Source organism: Parendozoicomonas sp. 2304DJ65-17 (assembly GCF_058148445.1).
Genome location: NZ_JBYVJV010000012.1, coordinates 96,164 through 122,543, shown reverse-complemented (window position 1 = coordinate 122,543; position 26,380 = coordinate 96,164). Strand labels below are relative to the sequence as shown.

The 26,380-nt window shown below is 48.3% G+C and carries 21 protein-coding genes; 10 read left to right on the top strand and 11 right to left on the bottom strand.

The features are described from left to right. Positions 1-43: 43 nt before the first annotated feature. The 8 genes from ACY2RR_RS22235 to ACY2RR_RS22200 all read right to left on the bottom strand — a co-directional run bounded on the left by ACY2RR_RS22235 (position 44) and on the right by ACY2RR_RS22200 (position 9,446). Positions 44-1,495 carry an aminoacyl-histidine dipeptidase gene (locus tag ACY2RR_RS22235; protein ID WP_490110390.1) on the bottom strand — a complete coding sequence of 484 codons (1,452 nt, stop codon included), beginning with the start codon at positions 1,493-1,495 and terminating at the stop codon, positions 44-46. A 159-nt stretch (positions 1,496-1,654) separates the two neighbouring features. Next, a complete protein-coding gene (locus ACY2RR_RS22230; RefSeq protein ID WP_490110389.1) occupies positions 1,655-1,975 on the bottom strand; it encodes a DUF3301 domain-containing protein in 321 nt (106 codons plus the stop codon). Positions 1,976-2,017: 42 nt separating this feature from the next. Then, entirely contained in the window at positions 2,018-2,293 is a 276-nt protein-coding gene (gene minE / locus ACY2RR_RS22225; RefSeq protein ID WP_490110388.1) for a cell division topological specificity factor MinE, read from the bottom strand. Next, positions 2,290-3,105, bottom strand: coding sequence for a septum site-determining protein MinD (minD, locus tag ACY2RR_RS22220; protein WP_490110387.1), 816 nt, complete (start codon positions 3,103-3,105; stop codon positions 2,290-2,292). Before minD ends, minE begins: the two co-directional genes overlap by 4 nt. A gap of 41 nt (positions 3,106-3,146) precedes the next feature. After that, positions 3,147-4,016, bottom strand: coding sequence for a septum site-determining protein MinC (gene minC / locus ACY2RR_RS22215; RefSeq protein ID WP_490110386.1), 870 nt, complete (start codon positions 4,014-4,016; stop codon positions 3,147-3,149). Positions 4,017-4,216: 200 nt separating this feature from the next. Next, positions 4,217-7,153 carry an RNA polymerase-associated protein RapA gene (gene rapA / locus ACY2RR_RS22210; RefSeq protein ID WP_490110385.1) on the bottom strand — a complete coding sequence of 979 codons (2,937 nt, stop codon included), beginning with the start codon at positions 7,151-7,153 and terminating at the stop codon, positions 4,217-4,219. 122 nt (positions 7,154-7,275) lie between these two features. After that, positions 7,276-8,421 carry a DUF819 family protein gene (locus ACY2RR_RS22205; protein WP_490110384.1) on the bottom strand — a complete coding sequence of 382 codons (1,146 nt, stop codon included), beginning with the start codon at positions 8,419-8,421 and terminating at the stop codon, positions 7,276-7,278. Next, positions 8,421-9,446, bottom strand: a complete 1,026-nt coding sequence (locus tag ACY2RR_RS22200) for an AraC family transcriptional regulator (RefSeq protein ID WP_490110383.1) — start codon at positions 9,444-9,446, stop codon at positions 8,421-8,423. The genes ACY2RR_RS22205 and ACY2RR_RS22200 overlap by 1 nt, the downstream gene beginning before the upstream one ends. A 287-nt stretch (positions 9,447-9,733) precedes the next feature. On the opposite strand from ACY2RR_RS22200, the gene ACY2RR_RS22195 reads away from it, so the two are divergent. The 3 genes from ACY2RR_RS22195 (at position 9,734) to ACY2RR_RS22185 (ending at position 15,199) form a co-directional block, all read left to right on the top strand. Beyond that, positions 9,734-13,375 carry an autotransporter domain-containing protein gene (locus ACY2RR_RS22195; protein WP_490110382.1) on the top strand — a complete coding sequence of 1,214 codons (3,642 nt, stop codon included), beginning with the start codon at positions 9,734-9,736 and terminating at the stop codon, positions 13,373-13,375. An 86-nt stretch (positions 13,376-13,461) separates the two neighbouring features. Continuing rightward, positions 13,462-14,478 (top strand): ATP-grasp domain-containing protein, encoded by a 1,017-nt coding sequence (locus tag ACY2RR_RS22190; protein WP_490110381.1) that lies wholly within the window; start codon positions 13,462-13,464, stop codon positions 14,476-14,478. Next, a complete protein-coding gene (locus tag ACY2RR_RS22185) occupies positions 14,471-15,199 on the top strand; it encodes a class I SAM-dependent methyltransferase (protein WP_490110380.1) in 729 nt (242 codons plus the stop codon). Before ACY2RR_RS22190 ends, ACY2RR_RS22185 begins: the two co-directional genes overlap by 8 nt. 209 nt (positions 15,200-15,408) lie before the next feature. Here the strand turns inward: ACY2RR_RS22185 and ACY2RR_RS22180 are convergent, their stop codons facing one another. Continuing rightward, positions 15,409-15,693 carry a YebG family protein gene (locus tag ACY2RR_RS22180; protein ID WP_490110379.1) on the bottom strand — a complete coding sequence of 95 codons (285 nt, stop codon included), beginning with the start codon at positions 15,691-15,693 and terminating at the stop codon, positions 15,409-15,411. Positions 15,694-15,933: 240 nt separating this feature from the next. Here ACY2RR_RS22180 and ACY2RR_RS22175 point away from each other — a divergent pair, with 240 nt between their 5' ends. The 3 genes from ACY2RR_RS22175 to ACY2RR_RS22165 all read left to right on the top strand — a co-directional run bounded on the left by ACY2RR_RS22175 (position 15,934) and on the right by ACY2RR_RS22165 (position 17,411). After that, on the top strand, positions 15,934-16,326 hold the full coding sequence (locus tag ACY2RR_RS22175; protein ID WP_490110378.1) for a hypothetical protein: 393 nt from the start codon (positions 15,934-15,936) through the stop codon (positions 16,324-16,326). Continuing rightward, positions 16,326-16,919: an alpha-ketoglutarate-dependent dioxygenase AlkB family protein gene (locus tag ACY2RR_RS22170; protein WP_490110377.1), complete on the top strand. Its 594-nt coding sequence runs from the start codon at positions 16,326-16,328 to the stop codon at positions 16,917-16,919. Before ACY2RR_RS22175 ends, ACY2RR_RS22170 begins: the two co-directional genes overlap by 1 nt. Before the next feature lie 102 nt (positions 16,920-17,021). Next, positions 17,022-17,411 (top strand): hypothetical protein, encoded by a 390-nt coding sequence (locus ACY2RR_RS22165; protein ID WP_490110376.1) that lies wholly within the window; start codon positions 17,022-17,024, stop codon positions 17,409-17,411. 61 nt (positions 17,412-17,472) lie between these two features. On the opposite strand, the gene ACY2RR_RS22160 is transcribed toward ACY2RR_RS22165, so the two are convergent. Continuing rightward, positions 17,473-18,441, bottom strand: coding sequence for a ribonuclease Z (locus ACY2RR_RS22160; RefSeq protein WP_490110375.1), 969 nt, complete (start codon positions 18,439-18,441; stop codon positions 17,473-17,475). 231 nt (positions 18,442-18,672) lie between these two features. On the opposite strand from ACY2RR_RS22160, the gene dapA reads away from it, so the two are divergent. The 4 genes from dapA (at position 18,673) to ACY2RR_RS22140 (ending at position 23,437) form a co-directional block, all read left to right on the top strand. Continuing rightward, the gene (dapA, locus tag ACY2RR_RS22155) at positions 18,673-19,551 is read left to right on the top strand and encodes a 4-hydroxy-tetrahydrodipicolinate synthase (RefSeq protein WP_490110374.1); all 879 of its coding nucleotides are present in this window, start codon (positions 18,673-18,675) and stop codon (positions 19,549-19,551) included. 64 nt (positions 19,552-19,615) lie between these two features. Next, positions 19,616-20,767, top strand: a complete 1,152-nt coding sequence (gene bamC, locus ACY2RR_RS22150) for an NlpB/DapX family lipoprotein (protein ID WP_490110373.1) — start codon at positions 19,616-19,618, stop codon at positions 20,765-20,767. Positions 20,768-20,912: 145 nt separating this feature from the next. Further along, positions 20,913-22,016 (top strand): phosphoribosylaminoimidazolesuccinocarboxamide synthase, encoded by a 1,104-nt coding sequence (locus ACY2RR_RS22145; protein ID WP_490110372.1) that lies wholly within the window; start codon positions 20,913-20,915, stop codon positions 22,014-22,016. A gap of 515 nt (positions 22,017-22,531) precedes the next feature. After that, complete coding sequence (locus tag ACY2RR_RS22140) at positions 22,532-23,437, top strand: tetratricopeptide repeat protein (RefSeq protein WP_490110371.1); 906 nt, start codon at positions 22,532-22,534, stop codon at positions 23,435-23,437. A gap of 45 nt (positions 23,438-23,482) precedes the next feature. Here the strand turns inward: ACY2RR_RS22140 and ACY2RR_RS22135 are convergent, their stop codons facing one another. Then, positions 23,483-26,257 carry a response regulator gene (locus ACY2RR_RS22135; protein ID WP_490110370.1) on the bottom strand — a complete coding sequence of 925 codons (2,775 nt, stop codon included), beginning with the start codon at positions 26,255-26,257 and terminating at the stop codon, positions 23,483-23,485. Positions 26,258-26,380: the final 123 nt, after the last annotated feature.

The following is a 26,380-nucleotide window of genomic DNA, read 5'->3' as shown; positions in this document are numbered from 1 at the left end:
GCGGCTAACCCAACGCAATAACCCAACATTACGGTGTGACATCTCAAGCAGCAGGCACTTCTGCCAGAGAAGCAACCAGCAACTGCCAGAAACGGCCAACACTGGCGATATGCACTTTCTCAGCAGGAGAGTGAGGGAACTTGATGGTAGGCCCGAAAGATACCATGTCCCAGTTAGGGTACTTCTTGCCCAACAGACCACATTCCAGACCTGCGTGAATCACCTTAAATACCGCATCCTTGTTAAACAGCTGATGATGAACATCCTGAACCAGCTGCTGAACAGGAGAGTTGGTAGCAGGCTGCCAACCAGGGTAACCATCGTTATCGCTGGTGCGGGCACCGGCCAGAGCGAACAGGCCGTGAATGGTCTGACGGGTATCTTCCTGAGCGGAGTGAACCATGCTGCGAGGCAGAACCTGAGCCACAATCTTGCCTTCAGCAATTTTGGCAACACCCAGGTTAGCGGAAGTTTCTGTTACGCCAGCAACAACGTCGCTCATACGTAGAACGCCGTTAGGGCAAACGTGCAGAGTGTTCATCCAGGTAGTCTGCACACCTTCAGGCAGAACCTGTTCGACAGTCGCTTCTTCCCAGGTCATGTTGAGTTCTGGATCAGCCAGCTGGTACTCATTGCGGATTTCACCGGCAAAAGTATCCAGAGCAGCTTCAGCGGCAGCAACCTGAGCTTCAGGCAGAACAACGATAGCGGAAGCTTCGCGAGGAATAGCGTTAAACAGTGTGCCGCCGTTCAGGCTGGACAGGCGAACACCGAAAGGCTTCAGAGTCTCAACAGCGCGAACCATCAGTTTGATCGCGTTGCCGCGGTACAGGTGGATATCGCAGCCGGAGTGACCGCCGCTCAGGCCTTTAATGCTTAGAGCGCGGGCAACATAGCCTTCTGGCAGAGCTTCAGGAGTGTAATCAGACTCGGCAACAATGCGCACGCCGCCAGCGCAGCCAACGTAGATTTCGCCTTCTTCTTCAGTGTCCAGGTTGAACAGAATGTCACCTTTGAACAGGCCTTCTTCCAGACCCTGAGCGCCGGACATGCCGTCTTCTTCGTTGGTAGTAATCAGAACTTCCAGCGGACCGTGGGCAATATCATCAGCGGCCAGAACTGCCATGGCAGCCGCCATGCCGATACCGTTGTCTGCGCCCAGAGTGGTGTCGTTAGCGCGAACCCAGTCACCATCAATAATGGTTTCAATGGCGTCTTTTTGGAAATCGTGATCTTTGTCGCTGTTCTTCTCGGGAACCATATCCATATGGGCCTGCAGAATAACGCCGCGACGGTTTTCTAGGCCTTCAGTGGCTGGCTTGCGAATAACTACGTTGCCAGTGGCATCAACAGTGTGATCCAGGCCTTTGCTCTCGCAGAAGGCAACCACATGCTGACGAATCTTGTCTTCATGGTGGGAAGGGTGGGGAATTGCACAGATATCGGCGAACTGTTGCCATACACCCTGAGGATGCAGATTTCTGATATCGCTCATAAGACTCACTTTTGCGCAGTCTGCGCTCTGGACAGAACCACAGACTGGTGATTGAAACCGTGTGGACGCACATCCTAAAGCGGACATACGCAAGCCACGTTGATTCAGGACAACAAATGTCAGGAGAGACTGTTGTGGAGGTTTTCAGCGAAGATAATGCTATGGAAGCATATGGGGTGGAATGCGTATTTCCTGCAGATGATTGCCCAGCATAAGGACTTCACCCTGATAGCGATCTTCACCGGTAGACGAAAACTCGAAAGTGCAGCTGCGCCGGATGACAAGGCTGCCGCCGGGGCTGCGGGCGATATTTTTAAAATTCAGGGACATACCGCCATCCAGGAACTGCAGATCAAGTTCTTTGCAGCGGGCTTTGGCGTGACGAATGGCAAGCTGACGCACCGTCTGGCTGTTCCACCAGAACATGGCAATGCTGGCAATAACTGCCAGAACAACAATGTCGCTTAACTCCAGATACATCCCAGCCCTTTTATTCTTGTGCGACAGGTAGCCAGCCAGTGTTTAACTGGCTGCCGAGTTTGTTTCCGGGAGTGTAACATTCAGCTCCAGTATGGATACATCCTGTTGATGCTCAAAAGTGATACTGACATGATCCTGTTGCACTTCAACATACTTGCGCACAACTTCCAGGATATCCTGCTTCATGGACGGCAGGTAATCCGGAGTCGTTTGTTCGCCATTACGCTCGTGGGCAACAATGATCTGCAGTCTTTCTCTGGCGATCGCCGCGCTGTTGTCTTTTTTCTGTTTGTGCCGAAACACTTCCAGAATGCTCATCCTTGCCCTCCAAATATCCTTTGTAATAGCCCCTTTCGGGGTGCTTCCAGAAACCGCATAGGGCATTCCTGGCCAAGAAAACGCTGTACGGCATCATCATAGGCATTGCCGGCATCGCTGTCTTCCAGATGAATAACCGGCATCCCCTGATTGGATGCCTTTAATACAGTGGCATCTTCCGGGATAACGCCCAGCAAAGGAATGGCCAAAATGTCAGTGACATCCTCAACACTGAGCATATCTCCACGCTCAACCCGTGTTGGATCGTAGCGGGTCAATAATAAATGTTCCCGAACAGGTTCCAGGTTCAGTTCCGCCCGGCGGGACTTGCTGTGCAGAATGCCAAGAATCCGGTCAGAGTCCCGCACAGAAGAAACTTCCGGGTTGGTGGTGATAATGGCCTCATCGGCATGGTAAAGAGCCATCAATGCTCCGCGCTCAATGCCTGCCGGAGAGTCGCAGACAATATAATCAAACTCTTTGGACAGGGCTTCCAGAACCTGGGCAACACCTTCCGGTGTGAGCGCATCTTTGTCACGGGTTTGGGAGGCCGGCAGGACAAACAGGTTATCGGTATGTTTGTCTTTGATCAGTGCCTGATGCAGTGCAGCTTCACCGTTAATGACATTGATAAAATCGTAAACCACACGACGTTCACAGCCCATTACCAGGTCAAGGTTGCGCAGGCCGATATCAAAATCAATGACAACGGTGCGGTGCCCCTGCAAGGCCAGACCGGTAGACAGGGCCGCACTGGTGGTGGTTTTGCCGACGCCGCCTTTACCTGAAGTGACAACTATAATTCTCGCCAAGGTTTCCCCCTACCGGTATTTAATTTGGTACAAACAAAGATTCATATAAGCCGTTCCAGCGCCAGTGAATCGTCAAGCAGATAAACCTGTACAGCCTGTTTCCAGAGTGACTTGTCCATGGCCGCCGCCATCTTGTAATGCCCATGAATGGAAACCAGCTCTGCTTCAAAGTGCGTGCAGAAAATACGTGCCTGATCATTGCCTTTCACACCCACCAGGGCCCGGCCACGAAATGCGCCGTAAGCGTACAGATTACCAGTCACCAGTACTTCGGCACCGGTACTGACAGGCCCGGTCAGGATCAGGTCACCATCGTGAAACACCTGCTGCCCTGAGCGAACTGGACTGCTGATGATTTTCGGGGTTTGGTAAGCCGGAGATACCGTTGATGGCGCTTTGGTTTCTGCACCATGTGAGTCTGGTGATACTGGATCACTCAGACTTAACTCATTCTGATGAATCGGAGTCACATTCTCCTTCTTAAAAGGTGTGACTGATGAAACTGCTTGATCTGTGGCAGAGTGAGTGTTTTCAAAGGAGTAGGTGGCGGCAGTAGGTGCTTTTCTTGTCGAGGCCGGCTGGGCCGGAAGGCAGGCCAGCCCTGCATCTGAGGCGCTGGCACGATGGGCTGCGTTGCCGCCTCGAATTGCTATCAGGTTTATGCCAAAGCCCGCGCATAAAGAGCAGAGCCGGGGGAGGTCTACGGGAGCTTCCAGGTTGTGCAGGTTTTCAAGGCTAACGACAACTGGCGTGTTTTCAAAAAAGCGCGGAGCCTTGGCAACCAGTCCCTGCAACTGGTGATGGAGGTTCAGTTCATCAAAGCGATACAGCTCCAGCGTCATCATGGTAATCATGCTGCCTTTCAACTGGAAGCAGGGGCTAACTGTATGAGGTGTAATTGTGCTTGTCATGGCTGGACGACAGATACTTCTTGCTCAGCATGGAGGTAGGGTAGGGAGAGCTGAACAGGGAAGCAAGGGGATATCACGCGAATATGGGCAAAAGACTACAAAAAATACCGGTTATGGCTACTGAGTCGCTTTTTGTGCGGGAGAATACTGATGGCAGAAGCCGGCTCACATGGTATGGGCCGGCTTTGCTCTTGGGGTGATCAGGTTGTGAAAATTAATCGGATGGCGTCCAGGCGCATCTGGGCTTTTTGCAGTAGCTGATAGCCTTCAGCAGCCTGTTGCTTGAGAAATTCAATCTCTTCATCACGGATATTCGGGTTAACGGCTTTTAGTGCCGCCATCCGGCGAATTTCCTGAGTGATATTGTTCATCAGTTTTTGGCAGGAATTATTAATAATATCTGCCACCTGGCCACGGGCATGGTTTTCCGCGGCCTTGGCCATCTTCACAACTGCTTCACGCTGGTTCTTCACCACCTTGCGGGCAGTGCTGGTTTTCAGCTTCTGCAACTGGGCATCCAGGTTCTTGAACGGAACCTTGGCATCCAGATTATTCAGGGATGGGTCAATCAGCGTACGCAGTACCGTTGGTGGCAGGAACCGCTCCAGTTGTAGGCCTTTATCACCACTGGCTTCCACTACAAAGATAGCTTCCATCAACATCAGACCCGGCTTCAAACCTTTGCTCTTAATAATGGAGCAGGCGGTGTTACCGGTTTCACTGGTGAGCAGCATATCCATACCTTCGCGCACCATAGGGTGCTCCCAGGTGACGAACTGCATATCTTCACGGGAGAGAGCGATTTCCCGGTCGAAAGTAATGGTTGTGCCATCGGTGGGTAGGCCAGGGTAGCTGGTGACTGTCATATGGTTGCCGGGGCGAATCACCAAAGCATTCTTTGAATGATCCTCGGTTTCCAGGCCAAAGCTTTCGAACAGGTTTTCTACATAGCTGGACAACACTTTGGGCGTGTCTTCACTGCTGATTTCACCAACCAGATCACGCTTGCTGCCAGCACCACGGGAATTCAGTTCCAGCAGGCGATCCCGGCCAAGGCGCAGATGCTGGCTGACCTCTTCATTCATGGTACGGGAACGCTCAACAAGAGTGTCGAAGTCCCAGCTTGTCTCGCTATCAGTTTGATCTTCGCCTGTCTGGGCTGTGCTTAGCAGCCAGGCTTCCTGCTCTTCCCTCAGACTGGAGTACACCACACTACCTGCAGGGCAGGTGTCAGCAAATGCATTCAAGCCATCGTTGTACCACTGGAACAGGTGCTCCTGCCCGGTGCCCTTAATATAAGGAACGTGGATACGGATGGTTTCTTCCTGGCCGATGCGGTCCAGACGACCAATACGCTGCTCCAGAAGATCTGGGTTAGCAGGCATATCAAACAGCACCAGATGATGGGCAAACTGGAAGTTACGGCCTTCACTACCAATCTCGGAACAGATCAGTACCTGAGCACCGAACTCTTCATCAGCAAACCAGGCTGCGGCGCGGTCACGCTCAACAATGCTCATGCCTTCGTGGAATACGGATGCCTGGGTGCCAGCAGTAATGCGCAGAGCGTTTTCCAGATCCATGGCCGTGCTGCTGTTGGCGCAGATGACCAGAATCTTTTCCTTGCGCAGCAGCTTGAGCATATTAATCAGCCAGTCAACACGAGGGTCGACTTTCCACCATGGGTCAGCGTCATCAATCGTTACGTGTTTCTGGTAAGCCAGTTCGGGAAACAGCTGTTCACGCAGATCGGAACTTTTGCTCTCAGGAGTTGCAGTTTTAGCGCTCTCTTCTAAAGCAATAGAGTACAGCTCAGGCAGTTCCTGTGGGTAACCCTGCACCGCACGACCGGGGAAGCCGGGTACAGCCGCTCGGGTATTTCGGAACAGAATACGACCGGTGCCGTGACGATCCAGCAGTGCGCGAATCAGCTGTTCTCTGGCGTTAGCGTGAGCAGCTTCGGTCTGGTCACCATCATTAATAATGGCAATCAAGCCATCGGCTTCTGTGCCAAGCAGGGAGCGCAGATTGTTGGCGGCCTCTTCGGAAATACGACCAGTGTCCAGCAGTTCCCGGGTTGCTTCGGCAACGGGCTCGTAACTGGCTTCCTCTTTCTGGAACTCTTCCAGACTGTGGAATCGGTCAGGATCCAGCAGGCGCAAGCGGGCAAAGTGACCGGCATGGCCCAACTGTTCTGGAGTCGCGGTCAGCAGAAGAATTCCGGGAGTGTCTTCGGCCAGTTTTTCTACCAACTGGTAATCCGGGCCAGCACCATTTTCTTCTGTCCATTCCAGGTGGTGAGCTTCATCCACAACCAGCAGATCCCAACCAGCATCCAAAGCCTGAGCCTGATGTTCAGGGCTGTTGCGCAGAAAATCTATGCTGGCTAGTACCAGTTGTTCACTGGCAAAAGGATTGTCGCCATCAGCATTGCGGCAGCGTTCTTCATCAAAAACACTGAAGGCCAGATTAAAGCGGCGCAACATTTCTACCAGCCACTGATGAACCAGAGGTTCCGGCACCAGAATCAGAATGCGCGAGGCGCGGCCGGTAAGCAGCTGGCGATTCAGAATCAAACCGGCTTCAATGGTTTTACCCAAGCCCACTTCATCCGCCAGAAGTACCCGTGGCGCATAGCGGTCGGCCACTTCATGGGCAATATGCAGCTGGTGGGGAATCAAGCTCGCGCGTGCGCCAGACAGGCCCAGCCAGGGGGACTGGCACAAGCGGTTGTAATGGGCCAGAGTCTGATACCGCAGTGAGAAGTTGCTGTTCAGGTCAATCTGGCCAGCCAGCAGGCGATCCTGTGGTTTGTTGAACTCGATAAAGTTATCGAGGTTGGCTTCCGGCAGTTCACGGTGTTCACCGTTTTCGTCAGTGCCGGTGTAAACCAGCAGGCCGTTCTTTTCCTCAACACCGGATACGGTCAGAATCCAGCCTTCGTGGCTGGCTACTGAGTCGCCCGGTTCGAATTGTACTCGGGTCAGAGGGCTGTTTTCCTGACGATAAACCCGGGTTTCACCTGTGGCCGGGTAGAGCAGGGTTATTGTGCGGGCGTCGAATGTAAGAATAGTGCCCAGCCCCTGTTCGATCTCGGTATCACTGATCCAGCGTTGTCCCGGGACGAAAGATGCCATGTGTTCTGCCTGCTCCGTCAATCAAAAAGGCCGGTATGTTATCGAAAAATCCTGAAAGGACAATATAGGTGAGACCGCAAAAAGTGAGGAATTTGCAATTAAATATGATTTCATTCGGGAATCTACGTAAGTTGTTGTATCAGCCAGTAGGTGAAAAGCCCCAGAATGTTACCGCTTGCATACCCTAGAACCCCCGCGCTCATGCCGCTTAACAGGATAGCCCGGTTATGCATAACGTTGGCGGCGAGAGGAACAAAGGGTGGAGAGAGGATGGCTGCGACAGATGTCACCAGAAAAGTATCGGCATCAATTTTCAGCAGTTTGCAGAAAAGCATATGCAGAATCACTGCACCAAATGCCAATGCCAGGAAAAATACCAACAGAGTCAGTGAGGCTTGTTCCAGAATTTCTTCACTGAACAGGGTGCCTGAAAACAGGCAGAACAAAAGAATCAGATACATTCCCAGAGGGTAGGTGCTTTTTGTTGTGCGTATTCTGGAGTTGAAAGAGGCGGTCAGACTTAAAACTGTCAGGATAACAATCGCTGTGACTGTTTGAGCGTTTTCACTCACTAGTGTAGAGACAGACAAGGCAACACCTATGATCAGCAGGTTTACGCCAAGAGGGAGTAACAGTTGCTGCCAGGATTTCTTCTTAAGTAACAGGCGGTATTCGTCAAACTCATTTCGTTCGTTAGCAGCAGGTTTTGTGTCTGCAGATTGAAATGGCGTTAAGACTTTTCTGGCTAGTTTATGGGCAAAGGTAATCAGGAAAAGAAGATACAGACTGGAAATCAGTACGTCATATCCATAAACCAGAAGAAAGCTTTCGTTGCTGGCCTGCAACCCTGTTTTCAATGCTGCGCCATTAACCAGTGAACCAGTAAAATTCCCCACTGCCATGCTGGCTATGTAAGGCAATTCATTGATGTGGCTTTGGAAAAACAGTGTCAGCAGTGTTGCCAGAAAGACAACTGTCATCATGGCAATGATCATGGAAAGCATTGTGCGGCTGGCCAGAGTAAACCAGGCTTTGACATCCGAAGAAAACAACAGCAATGGAAGAGAAAAGGCGATAAAAATTCCCAGAGTTTCTTCGGCAATTGGGCGAAAGGCTGTTGTGTGCAGGACATGCTGACCAAAGGCGACACCTGTAAGAAAGCACAGAGCAGCGCTGCCCAGTTTGTCGAGTAGGGTAAAGTGGTGGCAGAGATAAATAACAATTGCTGGGACAACTAATAGAAATACTGAAAACAGGTATTCAGCCATTATTCCCCAGAACCTTTTTTGTGAGCCCGCAGTTCTGCGGGGGATAAACCATAGTTTTTATGAGTCCAGCGGTTAAAGGAGCGTGATTCCTGAAACCCTAAGTGTGCAGCGATAATTTTAACCGGCAGGCTCTCTTCAGCGAGGAGTTTTTGCAATGTGTCTTTTCTAGCCTCATTGAGAATCTGTTGGAAGGTGTAACCCTGCGCTGCAAGTTTTCGTTGTAATGACTTTTCAGACATATTGAGTTCGCTGGCTACAGATGATGCAACGGTAGGTCTCTGCCCAAGAGATTTGAAAATGGCCAGACGGGTTTGGCTATAAATATTGTGATTGTATTGCTGTTTTTCTAAAAGAATATTCGCTTCTTGCATTAAAGCATTTCTCATCGGAATTCGGTGGAGAGTGTAGGGCATTTCCAACTGTTGAGTGTCAATAGAGATGCTTACCTGAGGAGAATTAAAATTCAGCTCACAATTCAGAAGCTCTTTATATAAATGTAATGAGTCGACCGGCTTCGGCCAAGGAGCATTGATGATGACTTGATTATATTCCTTAAGTTTGAAGTTTTTTATGAGCCGACTATGAGCGGCAATAAATATTTCAGTCAGGCTGCGAAAAATATTTTCCGGTAGGTCGTGGTTTTCAATAGTGATACATACAAGTGAATCTTTGACCTTCAGTCGTAGCGATAGAGCATTGGTGAGTAGTGGAAAGTATGAGGTGAACAATGTGTAGGCATGATCTGGCGTGTCTGCCAATTGGGCAATTTTTACTGGTAATCCTAAATTTGAAATTGGAGAGTTTTGCCCAGCCAGAAGAAAGAAGTGAGGTGGAAGCTGTAAATCACTCAAGCTTTCAAAGAGGTGGGAAATATCTTGAGTTCTATAGATGTCAGTTGAATCTATTGAGTCGAGAAAAATATTTAGTTTTTCGTTGATGATGTTTTGTTTCTTTAAAGCAACAAAAAGTCCCGACAGGCATATTCGGCTTAAGTAAAGATCATTCTTTTCTTCTTTTTCTTTCATGGATATATGCCTCAAGTTTACAAGCATATCACCAGAAGAAGTTAACTTTTAGTAATTGTAAGGTTTTGTCAGTTACAAGACGTCTGTCTTCTATGGAGAATATATCAAAAATCCCGCGTCCAGAAAGGACATGAATTGTCTCATTTAGTCAGGCGAATCCTGTGCATCAGGTCAATATACTGGTCAAGCCTGAAATGCCTTGATTGTGATGTTCATCGCATTACCTGGGGGGGGAGCCTGTTTCGGCAGGTAATTAAGGTAAGCCAAAATTATTATAAGAGACAGTTATGAATAGTACGGATGTATTCAAACGCTCGTTGCTCAGTGTGGCCGTTGTCACCGCACTCGCTTCGTATACTGGTAACGTTTCAGCTGCTGACTGTGATGCTACACCTGATGCGGGAGGGAGTATCACCATTACTTCTCCAAGTGGTGAAAATTGTACCAGCGCTATCAATCTTGATGCCTCGCTAGCAAGTGATGGTGGTGGAATTGGTCCTGTTGGAGATATTTCTGTTGAAGGAAATATTGTCACGCCTGATGAAATCGGGTTGTCTATTTATGCTGATGGAGAGATAGAAGAAGGTATAGCAAATCTAGGGAATGTAATTAATAGGGGAACGATTAACAGTATGTATTCCCCAATAATTGTGGAATTGGAGAATGGAAGCTCGGCTGGTGATGTTATAAATGAAGGCACCTTGGGTTCAGAAAACCTTAATGAGGCTGCTGAGTATGCCATTGACGTTTATGTTAATAGTGGCTCTAAAATTGGCGATGTCATTAATCGGGGACTTATTTCAACTAAAGATGATGGTTTATATGTAGATGTTGATGGCGGACAAGCTGGCGACGTCATCAATGAAAGTGAAATTGTCGGCTCAGATATTTATGTGGAAGTTGATAATGAAGGCTTAGTTGGAAATATAGTTAACAGCGGCACGATAAATGCCCGAACTGAAGCCCCTTTCGTCGACGATGATAATGAAGGGGATAGCGATGGAAGTGTAGGTATTTACATAGGTGCTGAATCTGGTGGTACTGTCGGCACTATCGAGAATAGCGGAATTATATCTGCTGATAGCTTTGGTATTCGTGTAGAGGCGGGTGATGATAGCTCTATTGCTGGTATTGTTAACAGTGGAACTATTCACTCTGAACACGTTGCAATTCGGGCGCAAGCCGAAGGTGGAACAATAGGTTCTATTGTAAACAGTGGTACATTACGCTCAGATACAACCGCAGCGGTACGATTAGTCGGTGAGCTAGGGGGGAGTTTCGAAAACACTTCAACTGGAACGATAAACTCTAATGCCAGTTATAAACCTACGGTTTTCCTCTCCACATTTGGGGTAAGTGTTACCAACGCCGGTACTATTACAGCAGATGCACCTTCAGACAGACTTCAAGCCTTGGATATTGACTATGATTTATCCGGTTACACTCAGGTCGATATAGAGGGTGATGGTAGTGAGTTTGGGATTGTATTGAATAAGCTTGGAACTGGGGACTATGTAATTGTTCCGGAGCTTGGAGAGCAACAAACTAACTTTGTTTTTATTAGAACCGAACAAAGTCAGGAAGAATTTGTATCTGCACTTAGTGAGGTAATCAGTGCAGAAGGTTCTGAAGAGAGTGCATCCATCTTTATTGGTGATTTGGCTGCGTTCGTTTTTGTTGAGCAGGAATTTGGCGATGACGGTAACGTCATTCTTCGTAGTGCTGAAGACCAACTGTTTATTAATGGGACAGCTCATAGTAGTCAAATGACAATGGCTCCAGCTGTTGCTCTTGGGCACTCCTATAATGGACATTATGCCGAAGATAATACCCTGATAAATACAGGGATAATTCGATCTGCCGGTAATGTTGCTGTTCATATCAATGGTGACGGTAACACTGTTATCAACAGTGGCACCCTAGAGGGTGGTATGCAGTATGGTGAATATCAGGAGGATGGAAGCCGTGAAACTCGGCTCGTGGCTGTTGAGGTATTTGGTAATGGGAACACTATTGTTAACACCGGCACTATTACGGGAGATATAAACTTCTCCAGTGAGAGCTTTTTTGGCCCCAGAATGTTCGACGAGGAAGGTCCCTCTTCAGGAAGCAGTCGTATTGAAATGGCCGGCGGTCGAATTGATGGTGATATTGAAGGCGCCAATCAAATTGACGTAACTGGTGCTGCTTTATTCAGTGGAGATATTGTCGCTAAAAGCTTCAATAACATGTACTACGCTCCTGTCGCGGTGGCAGCAGATTTTGGTGATGAAGAGCCTCCGATGTTTTTCCCTTCCGAGGAGGCTCTGAATGAATTTCTTGCTAGTACTGAGCTGACTACGTTGAATATTTCGGAGTCCGGCCAGCTGCAGATCCCTGCTGGCGATGAGAATGTTGTTTATGAAGCAAACTTAACCCAGCAAGGTGTCTTGGATATCCAGTTGGCTTCTTCAAACAACCTTTCATCTGAATCTGTAGAAGCTCGGTTAACACTCGAGAAGCAACGTTTTAATGTTGTGGTTGGTGATGGTGAGCCCGAAGAGGTTACTGGCTCTGGATCGACAGCAACCTTTAACGATGGTGCGTCCGTACTGGTCACTCCGGACTATCGTGGTGATTTTGAGTATGGTGATACCGAGCAGTATCGCGTTCTGACTGCCGAAGGCGGAATTACTGGTGAGGCCTCAGTTTCTTCACCATCAGTACTGTTCGATGTTACCGGCTCCCAATACAGCACCAATAATCTGGATGTCACTATTGCAACCACTGACTTGGCTGCTGAAGTGCTGGCTGATACTGGTGACGCCAATGCAGCAGCAGTTGCAGGATCTCTGCAGAGCGTGTTGTCCGGTTTAAATCAGGAAGATGCTGCGCAGCTTATCGATCAGCTTGTTGCTGTTGACGATGCGGAAGCGCTGGTGGAAACCTTGAACAGTGAAGTACCAGATCTTGGTAGTGAAAGTCTGGGTGCTATTTTAGCGGCGGCTGGACAGATTCAGGGCGAAGTATTCAGCAATATTCTGTCCCATCTTTCCAATCTGCGTGATGGTGGCCGTACCGGTATAGCGTCAGGTGATCTGATTGAAAGCGGTGGCGTATGGTTTAAAGCCATTGCGGCCGAAGCTGATCAGAAAAAGCAGCGTGATAATGGTGTCACTTATAACGGCTACGACAGTGACCTTCGTGGTTTCACCATCGGTGTTGATGCTGACCTGAATAACTATTACACGTTAGGAGCTTCATTCAGCTACGCCAATGCTGATGTCAACATTAAGAAGTCAACGGCCAGCAGTGATATTGAAAGCTATCAGTTCAGCTTATATAGCAACTGGCAGAAGAATGACTGGTTCCTGGACTCTGTTGTGAACCTTGGCTTTAACGACACCAGTAGCAAGAGCTACAGCGGTGCAGTAAAAGTTACTTCTGATTACGACAGCAAGCAGTATGGTTTGCTTGTGAGTGGTGGTAAGGAGTTCTGGTTTAATAATAAAGATACTCTGGTTGAACCACGTGTAAGCGTGGAATACAGCCTGCTGGATACAGAGGCTTACAAGCAGAAGTTCAGCAATGGCGATACCCCGAGTCGTGTTAAGTCCGATGACTTTACAGTGTTTGAAGTGGGTGCCGGTGTTCGTGTCAGCCATTTGGTAGAACTGGATCGTGGCATTCTGTTACCAGAAGCCAGCTTTATGGTTTACCACGATTTTGAAGCTGATGCAGTTGATTCTGAAGTGACCGCTGAAGTATTCAATCAATCGTTGAGCTTCAAGACTAAAGGCGTTGATCCTGAGCGTACATCCTACCAGGCTGGTTTGGGTGTGGCATACTGGATGGATAATAACGTGAGTCTGTCACTGAACTATGAGCACAAGTGGGCGTCAGGCTTTAAGTCTGACAACCTGCAAGCCAAAGTTCGTTATGACTTCTGATAGTCAGCTGTGCTGTTATAGCTAACTGAGAACATGCCCCACGTTTGTGGGGCATTTTTATTTTGGCTGATGCCGGAATGCATTCCATGAATAATAAAATGAAAACATTGTTTCTCTGCGGTTTGCCAAATAACCATAAAGTGACCGCGCTGGTTCAGGAACGGGGTAATCTGGGCTTTATTTTGTCTGGAACAGCCAACCTTGCTCCCTTTATGGAAAAAGTGCTGGCTGGAAAAGTTCATCGTTTTTGCCTGACAGGCGATCGGTCATCACAACAGTATTCACTGAATTTCTGGCCAGACGTGATTTTTAATGAGATCAGTGATGCAGATACTCATTCGGGAGCCTTGGCCAAGGCTGAACACTTTTGCACCCAGCAGAATAAGCCCGTGATCAATCCCCCCAAAGCCGTTGCAGGAACACAGAGGCAGCAGGTTTATCAAAAGCTTAAGGCCATTGAAGGGGTTGTGATTCCTAAAACTGTAAGGATCAGGCCGCTCTCTCCAATAGATATTCAAAAGTCACTAGAGGCTGAAGAGATCCGCTTTCCTGTCATCATGAGGAAAGCGGGTGACCACGGTGGTGTGAGTACTTTTCTTCTTCAGGAGCCTAAGGACATTGAAACCGTCGCTTACCGCTTTGCACTGGATGGCAGCTTTTACTACCTCACGGAATTTGTCGACTATCGATCCGATGATGGGCTCTACAGAAAATATCGTTTGGCAGTGATTGATGGCAAACCAGTATTGCGGCATCTGATTATCAACGACCACTGGATGATTCATGCCTCGTCACGTAACTATATGTCCAGCCACCCAGAACTGGTTGAAGAGGAGTTAGCTGCGCTGAAAAGTTTTGAAGGCACTATACTACCGGGCGTCGTTGAAACCGTAGGTAAAATCACCGATGCGCTCAAGCTGGATTACTTTGGTATCGACTGCCATATCAATGCCAATAATAACATTGTCGTTTTTGAAGCGAATGCCAGTATGAATCTTCTTGTGAACACCCAGCCGGATATGCCTTACTGGGATGCATCCATTGCCACCATTAAGCAGGAAGTTTGTAAACTGATCTCGAAAAGGGCAGTTGTGCATGACTAGCACATACAAGCAAATGTTTGATGTTCGGGGGCGCTCTTATGACCGGGCAATGAAATTGTTCCCCGACGCTCGAGACCGTGAGTTTGAACAGCTCCGGATGAAAGAATTTATTGATCCTGAAGCTAGGGTGCTTGATGTTCCTGCTGGTGGAGGTTATCTGGCAAGGTATCTTCCCAAAACATGCCAGCTGACAGAAATAGAGCCAAGTGAAGAGTTTGGCGGCGGCCATTTGTCTTCAGCTTATGATCTTACAAGGCTGCCTCACTCTGAAGCCACTTATGACCTCGCAGTTTGTCTGGCTGCTGCTCATCATATTGAAGATAAATCAAATTTCTTCCAGTACATCGCTAATGCCTTGAGGAAAGGTGGTGCCTTCTGTTTTGGAGATGTACCGGCAGATAGCGGCGTTGCGAGTTTTTTAGATGGTTTCGCTGGTCGCTACAACTCAACTGGCCATAAAGGCAGTTATCTTACCCCGGCTGCAGTCAGGGAACTGTTAAATAAATGCGGGATGTTTGTGTGTGATGCCTCCGTCAGGCCATGCCCCTGGTATTTTAAATCCCGTGAGAAATTGCTGTCTTTTACCCGGCTGTTGTTTGGTTTGTCGAAGGTGACAGACACTCAGCTTTATAACGCATTGAATGAATATATAGGTGTTCGAGAGGAAGGAAGTGCCGTTGTCCTTGAATGGCAGCTGCTCTATGCGAATGCCACCAAATAATATCGAACTCAAAATAAAATGCCGGATAACAAAGTTATCCGGCTAAGCAGGGATTTACCTGAAAACATCCAAAGATGTTGGAGTGGGAGGCATCTTCAGATAGCGATTTCAGTCTAGGTGTGTGGTTTTGTTCACAACAGAGCAAAAACGATCGCAAAAAACGAAAACCGTGCCTATGTGCTTGTTTTTTCAAGGCAAGTTGATCTGAATCAGATTTCAACTGCCTCTTCTTTCTCTTCTTCTTCCATTAATTCAAGAAGCATGGATGGCTTGCCTTTAAATGCCCGGCTCAGTGGTTCCTTGTGACGGGCGAGAACCAGACCGATCTCTTCTGCCAGCTCTTCAGTCAGACCTTCTGTTTCACTCATCTGGTTTTGCAAAAAACCAGACAGGTAATCAGCAAGCTCAAGCATACGGTCATGTTCTTCGGCGGCTTTACGATCTGCAAACATGCTTCCGTCCCGGTCACATTGCCACATGGGAATGACGGCCATTGGTGATCCTCAGATTGATTATAAAAGCGCCCCTGCCTTGCAGGCGGCATATGTCGTGAACTATCATCTCACAAATACTGTATAAAAATACAGTTGTCGGCAGGCAATATGTCAAGTCGTTAGAAAGTGTACGGAAGTGTATTCCCGCTTACTTTATTGATGAAGGGCAGGGTATCGGTGTTATGTCTGGGTATGATGGCGCCGGTTGGGATCGGTAAATACTGAGGTTTTAAAGCAATCATGTCCGAATCGGATAATGACTGTGCAGAGAGCAGCAAAAGTACTTCTTCCGCAAAGCTGCCGGTAAAGCTGGAAGTTGTGCAAAGTGGTCTTTTGGGGCTAAGGCGCTCTCTGGGTAAGGTTCGTTTATTGCGTTTCTTCGGGTTCAATCTGGATTTTTCCAGTCTGCAGCAATTGGAACTCGGGCAGCGCCTGAGGCTTAAATTTCATGCTGGAAAGAATCGCCTGACTGAATTTTGTGGCTATATCATTTCCCGAAAAGATAAGGGAAAAGAGCACGAATATTCTGTGGCTCTGGAGGCTGATGAAGAAGACCTGGAAGAGTTAAATGAGTTAACCTCAGCGGGTATTGCTGCTCAGGTTGAAGAGGCGAAGCCCACTCATACTACGTAATGGAAAACTCACCAGAAATTATTGATCTTTCCGAGGGCCAGTTGTACTACTGGCCCGCATGGTTGTCTCGTACTGAGGCTGACAGGTTATACCTGCAGCTATTGGACGAGGTGCCTTGGAGGCAGGATTCTATTCAACTGTATGGGAAGATCCATACACTACCTCGTCTGCAGTGCTGGTATGGAGATACTGGCACCGGTTATTCCTACAGCGGCATTAATCTTGATCCTTTGCCTTGGCATCCATTGCTCAAAATTATGCAGGAGCGGTTGCAGGCTTTGGGTTACTGCTTTAACTCGGTACTGGTGAACCAATACCGGGATGGCAAAGACAGTAATGGCTGGCATGCGGATAATGAGCCAGAGCTGGGGGAACAGCCGGTTATCGCTTCCATAAGTCTTGGAGCGATTCGTCGCTTTCGGCTGAGAAATAATAAAGATAAACAACAAACTTATTCTATTGATCTTCCCCATGGTTCGTTGTTGATTATGGGAGCTGGGATTCAGGAGCACTGGCAGCATACGCTGGCCAAAACTGCGAAGCCTGTAGAGCCTCGAATTAATCTGACTTTTCGAAAGGTTATTCGCTCGTAGCAATGTGAAAGTAAAAGCATGTGCCAGACCGGCTATAGGCTTCATGAAAGAGAACTTCTATTATTGCGAGCAATTTGTTTTAAGCATTAAGAGAGAATGGCTATGAAGATACTCAACCGGTCTGCCCTGCGCCTGCGTGCCAAACCAGCGTTTTTGGAGTGGTGTGCCAGCGTTGCTCCCGATGATGCTGATGAATTGGCGGCTCTAAAGGCTCAACTTGAACAGACCGGAACAGTGTATCTGGTACCTGAAGTCGAGTCTGAGCAGGACTTTATGGATGCTGTTGTTGAGAATGCTCAGGACATCCTGACCAACGAACTGATGGCCTGGTGCGTGGATAGTAGCCTTTGGCCAGAACTAAGCTCTGAACTGTTGGAAAACTGGTTCACGATTGACACGGAACTAATGTGCTTTGATCTTTCCACTCAGCCATTGTTGCTGGCTGACCCGGAAACACTGGGTGGCGATGGGGAGATTATTGAGAGTTTTTAGGATCCTTTGATATGTGGTACTGGAGCCTGCCACCACGGCGGGCTCCAACATCTATTGAGACTTACACTTCGTTCAGGTTTCTATCTCTGTCCAGTTCCCAGCAGTCATGGTCCGATGCCAGGGTTACGGTACCGGAATACACTGCCTTTGCTTCTTCTCGTAATTCTTCCACACCAAACTGTCCTGGGCGCGGACGCTTCTGGTAGCGATTACTGAAATGGGTAAGGATCACATGTTTCACGCCAGCCTTTTCTGCAGCGGCACCGACTTGAGCTGGTGTGCTGTGCATCCATTGGCCGCCCACCTTTTCTCGTACAGGTGTTGAGAAAGTGGCTTCGTGCACCAGGATGTCAGCTTTGGTCAAAACATTGTGGAGAATCTCTGGCTGATCATTGTCTCCACCTATCACCGCAAAGCGTCCTTTCGGTGAAGGTTCCCGTACCATTTCTGGATCAACAATTCGACCATCAGGAAGAGTGACTGATTTCCCTTGTTGTAAAAGTCCCCAAAGTGGGCCGCGGGGGATATCCAGCTGTGCCAGCCTTTCCGGACACAGGTGGCCAATTTCGGGATGCTCATCAAAACCGTAGGCGAAACAAGGCACCCGGTGGGAAAGAGGGTGAGAGGTTATCTTGTAATCGCTGGTGGAGTATTCAAAGCCATCTTTATCTGAAGCTTTGAAAATCAGTTCAAAAGGCAGTTGTGAAACGGCAGCACAGGCCAGAGAGTGGCGAACAAAACTTTCTACGCCGTCTGGTGCACAGATCACCAGAGGTTCTGTACGCCCCTGCATACTGGCACTGGTAATAAGCCCGGGCAGGCCGAACATGTGGTCGCCGTGAACATGGGTGATAAAAATCGCCTGAAGACGTTTCAGGGTATAACGGCTGCCAAGAAGGCGATGCTGTGTGCCTTCTCCACAGTCAATAAGGCACCACTCCTTGCTGTCATCTTTGGCAAGGATCAGGGCGGTTACATTTCTATCTCTCGAGGGTAGGCCAGCGGCCGTGCCGAGAAAAGTCAGACGCATAAAAAGATGTCCGGCAGGTTATTTCTCCATTGTGGCTATGATCTCTCTTCCACCGCAGTGGTTCAATACAACAATCCGGAATCCTGAAGCTATGATTATTTGTCAACACCCTTTATCAACACATTGTTAAGAGGTGTTCTAAACGGTAACATTTCTGGTTCAGGTATATGTGCAAGAAATCCGGCATGTATCAAACCCGTATTATCAAAAAATCGGATTCGGAGTGAACAAATGATATCTGGCAGTTTAGTGGCTCTTGTGACCCCAATGCTGCCCAACGGTGAGCTGGATTGGCAGCGTTTACACAATCTCATTGAGTTCCATATCGAAAAGGGAACCGATGGCATTGTGGCCGTAGGGACAACTGGTGAGTCTGCAACTGTAACCGTAGAAGAGCACTGCCAGATTCTTAAACGGGTGGTTGAGCAGGTGGATGGCCGGATTCCGGTTATTGCCGGCAGTGGTGGCAATGCCACCCAGGAAGCGGTTCATCTCACCGCTGAAGCCAAGGCTATTGGTGCCGATGCCTGCCTGCTGGTTACACCCTATTACAACAAACCAACTCAGGAAGGTTTGTATCGCCATTTTGCCACCATTGCCGAGGCTGTGGCGATTCCTCAGATTCTCTATAATGTGCCCGGTCGGACATCTGTTGATATGCTCAACGAAACAGTGAATCGACTGGCTGATTACGAAAGTATTGTTGCTATTAAAGATGCTACGGGTGATCTGGTACGAGGCAAGGAGTTAATTGACCTTTGTGGCGATCGCATCAGTATTCTTTCTGGTGATGATGCAACGGCGGCTGATTTGATTCTGCTGGGAGCCAAGGGCGATATTTCGGTAACAGCCAATGTGGCACCGGCCGAAATGCATGAACTCTGTGCTTTGGCTCAGGCTGGCAAGGTTGAAGAAACCAAAGCCCTGAATGAAAAACTGATGCCGTTGCATAAAAAACTGTTTGTTGAATCAAACCCAATTCCTGTGAAGTATGCCCTTCAGGAGATGGGTTTGATTGACTGTGGTATCCGGTTACCGCTAACGCCTCTGGCGTCTTCTTACCATGACGATGTTAAGGGTGCGTTATCTTCCTGCGGGATCATCAGCTGACCACCGTTGGGGATCATAGATAAGGTGCGCAATTCACGGGAATTGCGCTGCTAAAGGAGAGTGCATGAAGCACATATATAAGCTTACGACACTGGCCTGTGCCTCACTGGTGCTTGGCGGCTGTAGCAGTTTCTTTGGTAAAGATGGCTACATTCGTGACAAGGGCGGCGACTACGTTAAGGAAGAAGTCGCACCGGCACTGGTGGTGCCTTCCTCTCTTGACGCCATACCACCTGTGGAATATATGGTGATCCCCGAGATTCGCAATGGGGTTAAACCAACGGAAGGGGATATTATTCCACGGGCAGATCGCCGGATTGTTCGGGATGATGGTGATGCCTACCAGATCAGCATGGGGCAAAGTGGTCGACAGCTTTTCGCTGACCGTGCTCCGGACGAAGTATGGACTCAGTTGATTCGGTTCTGGGAAGCCAATGATATCTCTTTGGCTGAACAGGATCCCCGTCAGGGCATTATGGAGACCGACTGGGTTCAGATCAGTGGTACCTCCAACCCTGGATTAATGAAACGTATGGTTGGCCGGGTTATTGATCTTGATAACTCTCAGGACAACCAGGAAAAGTTTCTGGTTCAGGTGCGTCAGGGCGTTCGCGCAGGTACCAGTGAAATCAAACTGCAGCATGCGCGCAGGTTGACCGGTTCAGACCTTTCTGTACCAGTAGACTGGAGTAACAACGCTGAAACTACCAGTGACAGCCTGGAAAACGGCATGCTTAATGAAATGCTGGTCTTCCTGGTTCAGAATCGTGATGAGCAGAGTGTATCCCTGCTAGCCAAGGATCTGGATATTGGTGATCAGACCAGTCTGGTAAGAGATGGCAACGGTAACCCTGTTCTGAAAATTGATCAGGGCTTTGCTCGCAGCTGGCAGGGTGTGGAAGTTGCCCTCAGGAGTGCTGGCGTCAAAGTGCTGGATAAAAACCGTAGTGCAGGGCTGATCTTCGTCAACTTGCCGGGCGGTAAGGTGGATGCCAGTGCGGAAGCGGAAGAAGACAGTGGCTGGTTCGGCGGTATGTTTGGCGGCTCTGATGATGAAAAAGAGAAATCAGATGTGCCAGGCCAGGATGAATATCGTATCCGTGTACAAAGTGTGGGCAATGCCACTCACGTAACCTTGGAGAAGAGCCTTGATGTTCTGCCTCCAGAAGAGTTGAGTGAGAAGTTCCTGGAGCGTTTGAGAGAAAATCTCGGATAACTCCAATGCAATACAAGAAACCAGGCCTGTTAGCCTGGTTTCTTTTTTTAGGCGGGATGTTTGTATTCATCACCCAGAATGCGAACCAAAAACATGAAACAACATTGCAACAGCCTTCAAAGGCCATTTCAGGGGTCGTTCGCGTATGTCTCTTGCAGATAAGGTTCTGGCAGTAAATAACGATCTGCCGATTCGTACAGATAGTCCGGTGCATAGCGGGAAGGTGCGGTCAGTTTACTGGCTGACAGAATCGGATAGCCGTCGTTTAATTAAGGAGAAAGGCTACGATGTTGCCGAAGATGCTCATCTGGCGATTATGGTGATCAGTGATCGCATCTCGGCTTTTGACTGCATCTGGCATGGTGAAGGTGGCATGCACGGCGTGCCGGGGAAAGGTGCGGCGCTGAATGCTATCTCCAACCATTGGTTCAAGCTGTTCCGTGAGCAAGGGCTGGCTGATAGTCATATACTGGATATTCCCCATCCGTTGGTTTGGATAGTTCAGAAAGCCCGCCCGGTGATGATAGAGGCGATTTGTCGTCAATATATCACTGGCTCCATGTGGCGCTCTTATGAGAAAGGTGAGCGCACATTCTGTGGTATTGAACTTCCTGATCATCTTGAGAAGGATCAGAAGCTTCCCGAGTTATTGATTACTCCTTCAACCAAAGGCGTTATCGAAGGTGTTCCCGGTGTGCCTGCCGTGGATGACGTTAATATCACTCGCAAGAATATTGAAGAAAATTACAGCGCTTTCCAGTTCTCTTCCGCTGAGGATATTTCCCTTTATGAGAAGCTTCTGAAAGAAGGGTTTGAAGTGATCAGTAAAGCGTTGGCAGAATTGGATCAGGTGTTTGTTGATACCAAGTTTGAGTTTGGTTATGTCACCGATGCCAGTGGTCAGGAAAAGCTGATTTATATGGATGAAGTGGGAACACCGGATTCCTCTCGTATCTGGGATGGGCCTTCACTGCGCAAAGGTAAAGTTGTAGAGAACTCCAAGGAGAGTTTCCGTCAGCTGCTGCTAAATTACTTCCCTGATCCGGATATTTTGTTGAACAAAGATCGTATGGAAGAGCGTGCGGCTTTGGCAAAGGGTAATGCCTTGCCGGGAAGTGTGTTGATGGAGGTGTCTAGAACTTACGTGGAGTTGGCTGAAAAAATTACCGGTGAAAAGCTGGTGCTTTCAGATACTCCCAAAGCGGATATTATTTCCATACTTCGTGATGAGTATGGCTTGGTAGATTAAAGGCTGTTTTCTGTTTCATAAAATGTGCATGTTATCGGGGGCATTGGTTGATGCCCCTTTTTGGTGAGTGCAAAGTTATCCAGCGGGCAAGTTTCATCTTTGCACTGTGAACATACGACAAGGTTGTTTTTTACTCGTCTGGAAACCTTGATTTATGCGGGTTCGTTGGTTGTCACTACGCATCACTACGGTTTTTATGCACAAATTCGAAAGGTAAATAGTCTTATGTCAATAGTTCTTTGTGAAAACTTATAGATTTCTTTTGGTTTGCTTAAGTTATTGATTTTAAAGGTTATTTTGACCTGTATAAAAAATGTACAATTTGCTGCGAGGCAAGGTATTGCAAGGGGTTTCGCAGAATGACTTGTAGAATTCCACAGACTTATCCACAGATATGGTGGATAACAGATGATAGTTATTAGTTAGTGATTTTTCGCTTTGGATAACTGCCGCTGTCAAGTCTTTTTCAGTACAATTTCGCTTGTTGATGAAATATTTGAAGAGATAATAACTCTATGAATGATCAGCCTGTATACGACCATGGGCAACCACTGGCCCCTGTTATTGAAGTCACTGCTGATAACCTTCAGGCAGAGGTGCTCGAGGCATCCCAGCAAGTTCCAGTGCTGCTGGATATCTGGGCAGAATGGTGTGAACCGTGCAAGGTTCAGTTGCCGATTCTGATGAAGCTTGTTGAGGCCTACCAGGGCAAGTTTCGTCTGGCAAAGCTTAACGCAGAAGATGGCGATCCAAGAACTCAGCAACTTGCACAGCAATTAATGGCACAGTTGCAGGTGCGAAGTATTCCTACTCTTGTTCTGATTCATCAGGGCCAACCGGTTAAAATCTTAACGGGCTTGCAGAAGGAAGGCGACCTTAGGGAGTTGCTGGACGAACTGACTATGAGCCCTGCGGATCGCGTTCAACTACAGATCGATCAACTGATTGAATCCGGTCAGCCAGAACAGGCTTTAGCCCTTCTACAGCAGATTCTCGCTCAGGAACCCGGGAACGCAGCACTGCAGGTTTTGCAGGCTAAACTGTTATTACAGTTGGGGCGTATCGACGACGCCCGTCAAGTAATCAATGCATTGCCTGATGATGCTCCTGGTGCAGAGCAGCCCAAGGCAAAGCTGGCATTTCTGGATATGGCGGAGGGAATTGAGCCTCGCCCGAATGTTGAGAAAAAGCTGGCGGCAGACGACAGCGATCTTGAAACCCGGTACCAATTAGCCGTGCATCAGGTTCTTGCTGATGAAGATGAAGCGGCTTACGAAAATCTTTTGTTGATTGTGCGTAAGGATCGCAGCTTCCGTGATGATGGCGCTCGCCTGCTGATGCTGAAAATGTTTGAACAAAAAGGTGCGGCTGATCCAACTGTTCGTCGTTACCGCAATCGCTTGTTCAGCCTGATGCACTGATACCCTGTCGTATTGTTCTGTTTTTAATCCTTAGGGAGCCACTGCTTAAATAGCAGCGGCTTCTTCTGGGGCGTAACGTTCCCGCCAGATCAGTAACCGATCTATTTCCTCAAGCAAGTTATCAAACAGCTCATCGATATCCACAACTTGGCAGGGTTCTGGTGCTATTTGTTTCAGCTGGCATTCCAGTTCGTGGCAGGCCGTGCGTAAAGGAGGAGTGCCACAATAGCGTGCTGCACCATGAAGTTTGTGCACCTCTGCTAATAGTGCCTTTGTATTGTTCTGATGATGGTGGTTAACCAGATCTTCACGGGTTGTTTCCAGAGTTCCCAGCAGCATTCCCAGAAGCTCATCGGCAAGGTCTTCACGGCCGCCAGCCAGCTGAATGCCTTCATCTCGGTTAACCGGTGCATGACTGTTTTGAAGGCTATCAGGCCTACTCTCAGTCTTGGTCGGGGTGTCTTTGTTGTTTTGAGGCGGCTGTCTTAGTGGTTGTGAATGCCGTGACTTGTCCGCCCAGTAAGAAATCACATGGATCAGTTGCTGTTCACTGACAGGTTTGGTCAGGTAATCATCCATTCCTGCCTTCATAAGCTCCTTTTGTTCCTCGGCGAGAGCGTGGGCGGTCAGGGCTATAACAGGAAGGTGTTCACCGACCTTCTCCTGCTGACGCAACAGGTGGGTTGCCTCCAGTCCATCCATGCCAGGCATTTGAACATCCATAAACACCATGTCATAACTGTTCTGGGCAATATGATCCAAGGCTTCTTGCCCTGAGGCTGCGGTATCAGTCGTTATACCAGCATCGGACAAAATAGTATTGAGTAACTTGAGGTTTGGTTCATTATCATCAACAGCCAAAATACGAAGCTGTTTTAAAGGCTGGCTGGTTTCATATTCCATTGGGTGATCGTGGTTATATTCACTTTCACCTGAAAACAGGCGGGATAGTGACTCTCGCAAACGTATTTGAGACAAAGGGCCGGACATAAGCATTACGTTATTGCTTTCAACCTGACCGCAAAGCGCTTCCAGGTGTTCAGCTTCTGTAAGGATCAGGGTTTGACTGCTCTCCGGAATGTGGCGCAAATATTCATTGAGTGGGGGCATGATGTTAGGTTGGTAGCCCAGAATGACTAAAGAAGGTGAGTTGCCCTCTAAGGCCATCATCTGGGTGGAATGATCTATTGTTTGTACGTTGAATCCTTCGCCTTGCAAAAGCTGGCTAATACTTTTTTGTGACCAGGGGCGGGACTCAATAAGTGCAGCCTGACCCCGTGATTCAGGGGTAGCCCTTTCGGCCTGATGATTAATGGGCAAGCGCACAGTAAACCAGAATCGGGTTCCACGGCCGGGCTGGCTGTCAAAATCGATCGTGCCCTGCATTTGCTCTACAAGGCTTTTGCAGATAACCAGACCCAACCCAGTACCATGATTGTTACGATTACGTGTGGCATTGATCTGGGAAAAAGCTTTAAAAAGTTTACGGGCATCTTCCTGGCGTATACCTATGCCAGAATCCTCTACGCTAATACGCAGTGATGCATGGCTCTGGTTCTGTTTGTCACAGGTCACCTGTATTACTACAGAGCCGGAGTTTGTGAACTTAATGGCATTGCTGACTAAATTGCAGAGAATTTGTTTTAAACGGTTGGCGTCGCCTGTTAGTTGCACGGGTAAGTCCGGGCGCATAATTGCTGCCAGTTCCAGACCCTTCTTTTGTGCGCTGGGACTACTCATAGCCAACACTTCGTCTACGACTGTACGAAGGTTGAGGGGGGCGTTCTCAAGAATGAGTTTCCCTGCTTCCAGCTTGGCAAAGTCCAGAATGTCATCAATGATCGCCAGCAACGAGTCAGCAGCAGTTGTAAGGGTGCGAAGATGTTCTTTCTGAGAGTCTTCAAGGTGTGAACGTTTCAGTAGTTCGGCATAGCCAGAAATACTGTTCAGTGGAGTGCGCATTTCATGGCTCATATTGGCCAGAAATACAGACTTGGCTTCGTTAGCTTGAATGGCACGTTTGCGAGACAGATCCAGCTCAGCGTTATTCAGCTCCAATGTTTCCATGTTTTTCTGGAGTTCGTCAGCCACCATATCCACTTCATCTTTCATTTCCCGGTAGCTGATCTGCATTTTTGCCAGAAGGGTGTTAATGTGCCTGACCAGTACATCCAGGCTGGCCGGATGTCCTGATGGAATACGAGCAGACAGATCAGAAAAGCTGATCTGTGCAACAGTGGTGGTAATACGCTCAAGTGGAACAGCAATACTGTTGCCCAGCCGTAGGTTGAAAACTGTAGCCAGAAGCAGGCACAGAGTGCAGATAAGTGAACCAAGCAAAATCCATTGATATCTGTTGAGAAGAGTGGCAGAGGTGTTGTATTCAAGTTCCAGCCAGAGGCCACGATCCTGTTCACCGGGAGTTATCATCCGGCTGGTAATAAGAATGGCACCATCTTTTTTTATGTAGGACTCTCTCAGGGCTGGTGACTTTGGCCAATCGTGAACCGTAAATGGAGGGCCAGCCTGGTAAAACACGTCACCGTTGCTGTTACTGATGCGCAGGCCGCGCAGACCATTCTGTTGCAAAGAAGCTCTGGCAACCTTTTGTATTGTATGTTGGTCATCCAGCTCTATAGCAGTAGTAGCCAGTAAAGAAATCTGGCTGGCAGAGGTTCGAACCTGATCTTCAAAGTTTGAATTGGTCTGATAAAGGGCCAGTACGGTAGATAAAATGCCCAGAGACAAAGACAGAATCAGTACCGGAATAAGCCCGGCTTTCAGTATGTGGTGTTTTAACCCCCTGTACATTTGGGTCATGGTCGGGTTCCAGGGTCTGGTATTGTTATTCGTTATTTTTCTATTTATATGAAAAAGCAGTATACAAGTCTTTAGCCCAAGACCGTTACTATGTCTTCAACAAATACAGAACAGTAAACAAGA

What these genes read in the sequence shown, in the direction of transcription:
- ACY2RR_RS22160 (WP_490110375.1), bottom strand. Translation starts at nt 18,441, where the DNA reads ATGCGTCTGACTTTTCTCGGCACGGCCGCTGGCCTACCCTCGAGAGAT.
- ACY2RR_RS22170 (WP_490110377.1), top strand. Translation starts at nt 16,326, where the DNA reads ATGGAAAACTCACCAGAAATTATTGATCTTTCCGAGGGCCAGTTGTAC.
- ACY2RR_RS22135 (WP_490110370.1), bottom strand. Translation starts at nt 26,257, where the DNA reads ATGACCCAAATGTACAGGGGGTTAAAACACCACATACTGAAAGCCGGG.
- ACY2RR_RS22175 (WP_490110378.1), top strand. Translation starts at nt 15,934, where the DNA reads ATGTCCGAATCGGATAATGACTGTGCAGAGAGCAGCAAAAGTACTTCT.
- dapA (WP_490110374.1), top strand. Translation starts at nt 18,673, where the DNA reads ATGATATCTGGCAGTTTAGTGGCTCTTGTGACCCCAATGCTGCCCAAC.
- minE (WP_490110388.1), bottom strand. Translation starts at nt 2,293, where the DNA reads ATGAGCATTCTGGAAGTGTTTCGGCACAAACAGAAAAAAGACAACAGC.
- ACY2RR_RS22185 (WP_490110380.1), top strand. Translation starts at nt 14,471, where the DNA reads ATGACTAGCACATACAAGCAAATGTTTGATGTTCGGGGGCGCTCTTAT.
- ACY2RR_RS22140 (WP_490110371.1), top strand. Translation starts at nt 22,532, where the DNA reads ATGAATGATCAGCCTGTATACGACCATGGGCAACCACTGGCCCCTGTT.
- rapA (WP_490110385.1), bottom strand. Translation starts at nt 7,153, where the DNA reads ATGGCATCTTTCGTCCCGGGACAACGCTGGATCAGTGATACCGAGATC.
- ACY2RR_RS22180 (WP_490110379.1), bottom strand. Translation starts at nt 15,693, where the DNA reads ATGGCCGTCATTCCCATGTGGCAATGTGACCGGGACGGAAGCATGTTT.
- ACY2RR_RS22145 (WP_490110372.1), top strand. Translation starts at nt 20,913, where the DNA reads ATGTCTCTTGCAGATAAGGTTCTGGCAGTAAATAACGATCTGCCGATT.
- ACY2RR_RS22205 (WP_490110384.1), bottom strand. Translation starts at nt 8,421, where the DNA reads ATGGCTGAATACCTGTTTTCAGTATTTCTATTAGTTGTCCCAGCAATT.
- ACY2RR_RS22195 (WP_490110382.1), top strand. Translation starts at nt 9,734, where the DNA reads ATGAATAGTACGGATGTATTCAAACGCTCGTTGCTCAGTGTGGCCGTT.
- ACY2RR_RS22190 (WP_490110381.1), top strand. Translation starts at nt 13,462, where the DNA reads ATGAATAATAAAATGAAAACATTGTTTCTCTGCGGTTTGCCAAATAAC.
- bamC (WP_490110373.1), top strand. Translation starts at nt 19,616, where the DNA reads ATGAAGCACATATATAAGCTTACGACACTGGCCTGTGCCTCACTGGTG.
- ACY2RR_RS22200 (WP_490110383.1), bottom strand. Translation starts at nt 9,446, where the DNA reads ATGAAAGAAAAAGAAGAAAAGAATGATCTTTACTTAAGCCGAATATGC.
- ACY2RR_RS22235 (WP_490110390.1), bottom strand. Translation starts at nt 1,495, where the DNA reads ATGAGCGATATCAGAAATCTGCATCCTCAGGGTGTATGGCAACAGTTC.
- minC (WP_490110386.1), bottom strand. Translation starts at nt 4,016, where the DNA reads ATGACAAGCACAATTACACCTCATACAGTTAGCCCCTGCTTCCAGTTG.
- ACY2RR_RS22165 (WP_490110376.1), top strand. Translation starts at nt 17,022, where the DNA reads ATGAAGATACTCAACCGGTCTGCCCTGCGCCTGCGTGCCAAACCAGCG.
- ACY2RR_RS22230 (WP_490110389.1), bottom strand. Translation starts at nt 1,975, where the DNA reads ATGTATCTGGAGTTAAGCGACATTGTTGTTCTGGCAGTTATTGCCAGC.